Origin of the sequence: Bacillus sp. DJP31 (assembly GCF_049310945.1) — a bacterium.
In the GTDB taxonomy this organism is placed as follows: domain Bacteria; phylum Bacillota; class Bacilli; order Bacillales; family SA4; genus Bacillus_BS.
On sequence record NZ_JBMERO010000057.1, the window covers coordinates 1 to 7,447 of the forward strand.

A 7,447-nucleotide genomic window follows, 5' to 3' on the forward strand; every position below is an offset into this window, starting at 1 on the left:
TCGAAAATCATTCCACCAGAAGTGGTTATGCATCTATTAGAAAAGTATGTTCAAGCATTTCAACAGTCTACGAGAGAAAAGAAAAAACATCTCTTTCAGCCTTTACTACATAAGAAAACAATCAAACAATCCGACGGTCGTTCTCAAACTGTGGATAAAATAGAACTCGATTTTGACTTTTCCGAAGTCGATATTTCAAAGACGTTTACACTAATCCACATTCTATATCTTGAATCAGATAATAAAGAGGAAAATCCATCTTCCACTCCTGATTCCAATGACAAAATACCACCTTATCCTCAACTTTTTTTGCCTCTATTTGTGGTACGGTTCTCCGTGATGTATCTAAATGAGGTATTGATTTACAATAACCACTTTTCTAATTACATAAAAAAGAGACACATTTAATTTTTAACTCAATGTGTCTCTTAGCTTATTATGCTTTTTCTATTATATTTGTTTATATCCAATCAGATAAACCAGAAGAAAAGGGCTTATAGTTACTCAGGCTATTTACTATATCTACTTACCTTTTCCAGCAATATTGTGATACGTACTGTTACTGAAATCCTTATATGGTGAACCTGGCAGTGACTCAAAATTTTCTACAGCTGTTTTAGCTGCCGACAAGGCTTTGTTTTGATTCCCTAGTTCAACGTAGCAAAGTGCTTTGTACGTATCCTTTAAATAAAATAGTGTCAAGTCGAAAGGATGGTGATGGTAAAAAGGGATCTCTGTTTCATCAAAATAATGAATTGCCTCTTCATATTCACCAAGTCCATGTAAAGCTTTTCCTTTTTCAAGGAAGAACCATTGCTTTAATGGTGTTGTAAATTCAGGATCTTCTAAATGGTGATTAATAATCTCTAGAGCTGATTTGTAATCATGCTTTACAGAAATGAGTGATTCTATATTAAAAATTTGATAGCTTAACTTAGATCCTTTATCATCTGAGAATTCAGCATACTGCTTCAATTTCATTAAATAATATTCAAAAAGTTCTACATCTTCAGACATCATCGCAGATGCAGCAGCTAACCGATACAAATCATCAATTAAATAAAACATTTTATTTTCTTTTGAGAAGGCAATCGCATCATCCATCACACGTTTCGCTGATGCTATATTACCAACAGCAAAGTAAAGGATTGCTTCATGATAATCTAAATCTAATCTTGTAATGGGGTCAATGTAGGCGAACTTTTCCTCAATCTCACTACGCTCAAAAAGAAGAACTTCCAATGCTTTTTCGTAATTATGATCGATAAAATGAACAGTACCACGAAATATCCCGATACTTGCTCGCTTTGGTGTAATGTTCATCTGATCATACAATTTTGCGGCTAAATCGATAGGACCCTTCCATTCTTCCTTCTCTTCCCCATATAAACTACGCCCATAGATTTCTAACAATCTTGCAGCTTCATATCCCTGATGCAGTTTACTGATATACGGCTCTATAAGATGAATTAGTTTTGTATATTTATCTGATAGGTTTTCGTTTAGGTTTTCCTTGCGGATATTGAATAGTTTCTCCGCCTCATCTAACACTTCTCTTAATTCGACCACGCTTACCTCATTTAATAACTGAGACACATCAACCTCGAGACGTTGTGCGATATACGCCAAGCTTTCCATTGATGGATTCGCTTTATTATTTTCAATGAGGCTGAGCATTCCTTTTGTAAGCTCAGATCCAGCAAGTTCCTCTAGTGTCACCTTCTTTTGTTTTCGCAGTTTTCGTATTCGTTCTCCAAGCATGTTCAAAAGACACTCCTATAAACATAATTAGTTTAATTATATTAAACTTTCCCTTGAAATGGAAGAGATAAATGTGTTACGATTTGTTTAATTAAATTAAACTTTTGAGTGTGGAGGGTTTTAAATGGATGAAATTATAAAGTTGAAAAAGGCAACCTATCACTTGTATACATTCACTATTAGCAAGCTCATCTCATCATTTGGCGCACAAGTGTATGCATTCGCAATGAGTTTCTATATATTACAATTAACTGGATCTGCAACAAGCTTTGCGACAAACCTAATCTGTAATATTTTACCGCGCACACTTATTTCACCCTTTGTAGGTTATCTGGCAGACAAATATTCACGAAAGAAAATTGTGATAATCGCACAAATAACTACAACACTAGCAATAAGTGGACTTCTTTATGTAAGTTTAACCTATGGTCTGTCACTTATCGCAATCTATTCGACGACATGTGTTCTAGCAATTGCATCCTCATTTACCTCAGTAACGTTCACATCATCCATTACCGGCTTAGTGGACGAAGCACGTATACAAAGGGCGATGTCTTTAAATCAAATATCAATGTCATTTGCCGCAATTGGTAGTCCAGCGGTTGGTGGATTATTATATGGAGCCGTTTCGATGGAACTATTTTTAGTGATATTTATCGCAGCTTCAATCATAGCTGTTTTTCTTGAGTCAACCATGAATTTCAATCTATTCGCAAAACGTAAGGCAGAGGCTGAATTAGATCCGAAAGAATCAATGTGGCAAAGCATGAAGGCTGGGCTACGTTATTTAAAAACAAAACAAGTCATGATGAGTATGATTTGGATTTCATTAATCATTAACTTCCTTTTTGGTGCATTTGAGGTAGGCTATTCCTACATTTTAATCGAAAAATTAAAATTGGGATCACAGCATTTTGGGTTTACACAAGGAGCATTCGCAGTTGGAATGCTTGTATTATCCATTTACTTCTCTGTCAGAAAAGAAGTAAAATACCCATTTCTCGTCTCAAAACGAGGCATCCTAGCACTAGGAGCGATCATGGGTGCAATCTCATTACCATTAATGGTTTCAATGTCATATTGGACAATGTTTACCTATTACCTCATCATCATGTTCTGCTTCGGTTCAATGATTGTGGTTGTAAATACACCATTACAGGTCATGTTGCAAAAAATGATAGATGATGATTATAAAGGACGTGTTTTCTCCATCCTAGAGTCAATGGCGATGGCACTTATGCCATTAGGTATGATTCTATTTGGATTCTTGTACGATGTAGTACCTGGCCAGTATATCCTAATTAGCTCAGCAGCTTTACTTATTGGTGTGGTAGTTATCCTAGCAAGGCCAAGTGTCGTCCGCAAGGTACATCCAGAGCTAGATGTAAAAAAGACAGTCCTCCCTGATGCAGGAACAGTACTATAAAAAAATAAACGTTTTAAGAAGCCAAAAATAAACAAACTATTCAATAACTGTTTATTTTTGGCTATACATTTGGATTATTCGAAAAGACCTCATTTACTTATGATACGGTTCACTGTAACTAATTTCAAACTACTAACATACTATTTCTTCAACAATTTGGCCCGAGTGTTAAACAATTTCTAACTACTAACCGACACTTTCCATCTTAAAAATTGCCATTCACATTCCTAGGCTGGTAAGTACCTAGCACTTATTTTCCTGAATGTACCATACACTATCATTTTTCTATTCAAGTTTACACAATAATGGATTGATACTACACATAAAAAGAGGGGAAGCATCCCCCTCTCCCACCTAGAAATCACAATATATTCTTATTAGCCCGAGGCACCAAATACGAAGGCATCTCCTCATGCAGTCTCCACACAAAGCTTAAAGGCTTATTTCCATAATGCCTAACATAATCAACATTTCCTAAAAATATAAATGGTGAAGTTAGACCTTGGTCTTTCTTATACTCCCTAACAAACATAGCAATTTGATGCTTGTTCTTTTTATGGGTTATATAACGTTGTGCAACTTCACTTCCTTCAGCCACCCTTGATTGCGTTTGCCAATGAAATAAATGTTCGTTAATGGCGTAGTCATCATACAATGTTGAAGGTGAAAAATCTTTCTCTGATTTATTTAGGGTGGTAAAGAAAATATCTAAATCCTTTTCTTTAAAGTGCTTTACTCCTTCTCGGAATGAAGGATTTGCTTCTTCATTAAAGTAGCCTAAGGCTGCAAGCACTTGTGATGTTGAATATTTACTATGGACGGTCAATGGACATGGGTAGGAGAAGTTATTGTCTATTTCCATTGTCTCCAATGATTGATAGAGGAAATTAAGGATCTCTAGTATCTCCTGTTTAAACTCAGTACTTGCAATGATCTCTTGAATTCCTTCCTCTAGTGAAGTAAACCCTTCCTTTTCAGGGTGGTTTTGATAAAAGGAATAATACATCATTCCTAGCATAAGCTTATCCTCTTCCGTAACAACTGTTCCTTCTTCAATGTACTGGATAAAGAATTTAATCAATTTCCCTGAGTTAATGTGAAACAAGTTTGGCAATCTACTTGTGATGATCTTTTCTTTTTCACAAACAAAATCTCCTAGTACCCCTGCTTCCACCTTTAACCTTACAAAGCTCCGATCTTTACTTTTACCGTAAAAATCATACAGTGATAATTGAAAGTGCTTGAGAAAGTTTGATAATGTTAGAGTCAATCCTGTGTCTTGCTCAAAATACTTCATTTTGGCAATCAAATTCCCTTTTGTATTAGCACTTGATTTAATATTCCTCAAAATATATTCCTTGGCTTGTCTCTCGAGTTGAACAAAGCAACCCTTAGGCAAATTAAAGAATCCATTCTCAACATAATGCTCAATCGAGTGCTTGGTTCTTCCAATGAGGGCACGGAACTTCTCCTCAAAGTTATAATCCTTATGAGCTTGTCCAACAAAGTCTAAGACAGTTAAACAATCCTTACCCTCAGATAGACGTAGTCCTCTTCCTAGCTGCTGTAAAAAAACGGTTAAACTCTCTGTTGGTCTTAAAAATAACACGGTATTTACCTCAGGAATATCAATTCCCTCATTATAGAGATCGACAACAAAAATGAACTTCACTTCACCATTTACAAGTTTGCTCTGTGCCTCACTTCTAATGGTATGACTAACATTTCCGTATAACGATATGGAAGGAATCCCGCTTTGGTTAAAGTAATTGGCCATATATTTGGCATGTTCGACGGAAACACAGAAGCCAAGACCTTTAACATCATGTATGTCCGTCACATATTTATGAATACTTTTAATGATTTGGTTGCTTCTCATATCATTTGAAGTATATACATTCTCTAATTCTCTTATATCATAGCCTTTACGACTCCATTTCAATTTTGAAAGGTCAATGGTATCAGTTACACAAAAGTATTGAAATGGGGATAAGAGTTTCTGATTAACAGCTTCCGTTAGTCTCATTTCTGCAGCAATGGTGTCATCAAAGTAGGTTAAAATATCTTTTCCATCCATACGTTCAGGAGTTGCGGTTAACCCTAGTAATATTTTAGGCTGGTAATGATGAAGTAACTTTTGATATGTTTCTGCAGCGGCATGATGAAACTCATCTACAATAATAAAATCATAAAAATCTCGTGTTGTGGTTTCATGTAGCTTTTTACTATTAAAGCTTTGAATACTCACAAACAAATGGTCAATCGAAGCTGGCTGGTGATTCCCTACAAGTAGTTCGCCAAAGTTCGCATCCTTTAAAATGGCACGAAAGGTATCCCTACTTTGTTTCAAGATTTCTTCTCTATGGGCAACAAATAATAATCTCGCTCGATTTTTTTGGCTCAGAAAGAACCTCTTAAAATCAAAAGCAGAAATAACCGTTTTACCTACACCTGTTGCCGCAACGACAAGATTTTTCATTCTACCAAATACTTCTCGTTCTACTTGGAGTTTTTCAAGGATTTCCTTTTGATAGTGAAAGGGCCTAATATCAAAAGCGAAATGAAAGGTATTTTCCTCTTTCTGTTTTTTCTTAGTTAATGCTAGTAGTAGAAGCTCTCGGTCCTCTGGATCCTCATAATTGAAAGGTTTAAATTCGCTATCATTCCAATAGCTTTCAAAGGTCGCTTCAAACTTACGAACAATATCAAAGGAATCTTTTTCTGTTACTTTTAGATTCCATTCGAGCCCTGAGGTCAAGGCAGGGTTCGATAGATTGGATGAACCTATGTAGGCTGTGCTGAACCCAGTCTCTCTTTTGAACAAATAAGCTTTCGCATGAAGTCGTGTTCGTTCCACATCATAAGAAACCTTGATCTCAGTATTCGCTAATTTGCCTAATTCCTCTATGGCTTTGTAATCCGTGGCTTCCATGTAGGATGTTGTGATCACTCTAAGTGTTCCACCTCTACCAGTAAAAGTTTCTAACTCTTCGATGATGCATCTTAACCCGCTCCATTTAATAAACGAAACAAGCATGTCAATCTTATCTGAAGTTAAAATCTCTTTTTTCAACTCTCCCAACATATTTGGTTCATAATTGGAACCAGTAAATAAAGAGCTTTGTGAAATAGGAGTAATCGGTCTTATTGTTTCCCCTTTATGTATGCTTCTAATCGAATTAATTCGAGAATAAATAGAGGTTAGGACTTCTCCTTCCTCCTCTATACGTAAGCTCTTAAACTCTTCATCATCTAACCTTTCACTCAACAAAGAGATGATTTCATTACACGTTTTGATTTGTTCGACTAACGCGACATCATCATGTTTCTCTTGATCTCTAACATAATTAAGGGCTTTTCTAGTTATGTGTGAAATATAGGTAGATAACATCTTTCTTGCTTCTTCAACATCTAATTTCTCTTTTTCTATGTCAAAAGCATCATTTTCTAACGATTCAAGCTCACTTTTCAGTTTTTGGTTAATGATTTCTTCATAAATACCTTGTTTTAACATCACGGACTCCTTAGAGTTATTTTATCGACATCACCTGTAGCACGCTTGAAAGTTAATTTTATATTTTGTTGACTAAGAGACCTTTTTATTATAATTTGAATATAATATAGTTAACACAATAACTACATGGAATTCATATAATCATATGAACCCTCCATGTAGTTATTTTTTATACATAAAAAGGTCATACAATGATACTAATCTTCGGAAATTACTTTTTTGATTAGAATCATAAGTATAATAGTTGGAAAACTCTGCTTGAAGGTACGCCTTTATTTCATCTAGTGGCACTGATTCAAAGTTTTTTATTATCCAATTAGTTGTTCTCCAAGGGATCGCTGAATATTCTGTTGGCATATCTTCCATCTTATGTCCTGAAGGAACATTTCATAAATTATGAATGATTCCCGCATTTAAATAATCATCTTTATTTGCGTGGGTGATACATTGGAAGCAGAACAGACCTTTCATTTACTTCCCTTTTTGATAAAGAAAAATGGATAATATTACACCAACAGAAGAAGAAATTCACTTTCCTGTGAATAGCTTCTTCTGTCTATCATTACACATGTTCGTTTACAATCTTCTGAATCGCCGGAATATCAGCAGGAGCCCAATCTAGCGAAGCCAGCTCACTACCAGCTAACCACTTAATAGCAACATGCTCCGTCAAAACAGGCCTTCCCTCAACTAAAATACAATAAAACGTCGTCAAAGAAGCATGAGAACCGTCCCCATGCTTCCCT

The 7,447-nt window shown here is 35.5% G+C and carries 3 protein-coding genes and 2 pseudogenes; 2 read left to right on the forward strand and 3 right to left on the reverse strand.

Annotated features, from left to right (window positions below):
- Window positions 1-408, forward strand: a pseudogene (locus tag ACOI1C_RS21935) (resolvase); the annotation flags it as partial.
- 114 nt (window positions 409-522) lie between these two features.
- On the opposite strand, the gene ACOI1C_RS21940 reads toward ACOI1C_RS21935, so the two are convergent.
- Window positions 523-1,761, reverse strand: a complete 1,239-nt coding sequence (locus ACOI1C_RS21940; RefSeq protein ID WP_422512761.1) for a helix-turn-helix domain-containing protein — start codon at window positions 1,759-1,761, stop codon at window positions 523-525.
- A gap of 124 nt (window positions 1,762-1,885) precedes the next feature.
- Here ACOI1C_RS21940 and ACOI1C_RS21945 point away from each other — a divergent pair, with 124 nt between their 5' ends.
- A complete protein-coding gene (locus tag ACOI1C_RS21945; RefSeq protein ID WP_422512757.1) occupies window positions 1,886-3,187 on the forward strand; it encodes an MFS transporter in 1,302 nt (433 codons plus the stop codon).
- 361 nt (window positions 3,188-3,548) lie between these two features.
- Here ACOI1C_RS21945 and ACOI1C_RS21950 read toward each other — a convergent pair whose 3' ends face one another.
- Both ACOI1C_RS21950 and ACOI1C_RS21955 read right to left on the reverse strand, forming a co-directional pair.
- A complete protein-coding gene (locus tag ACOI1C_RS21950) occupies window positions 3,549-6,701 on the reverse strand; it encodes a DUF3427 domain-containing protein (RefSeq protein WP_422512759.1) in 3,153 nt (1,050 codons plus the stop codon).
- A 562-nt stretch (window positions 6,702-7,263) separates the two neighbouring features.
- Window positions 7,264-7,447 (reverse strand): annotated as a pseudogene (locus tag ACOI1C_RS21955) (8-oxo-dGTP diphosphatase MutT); the annotation flags it as partial.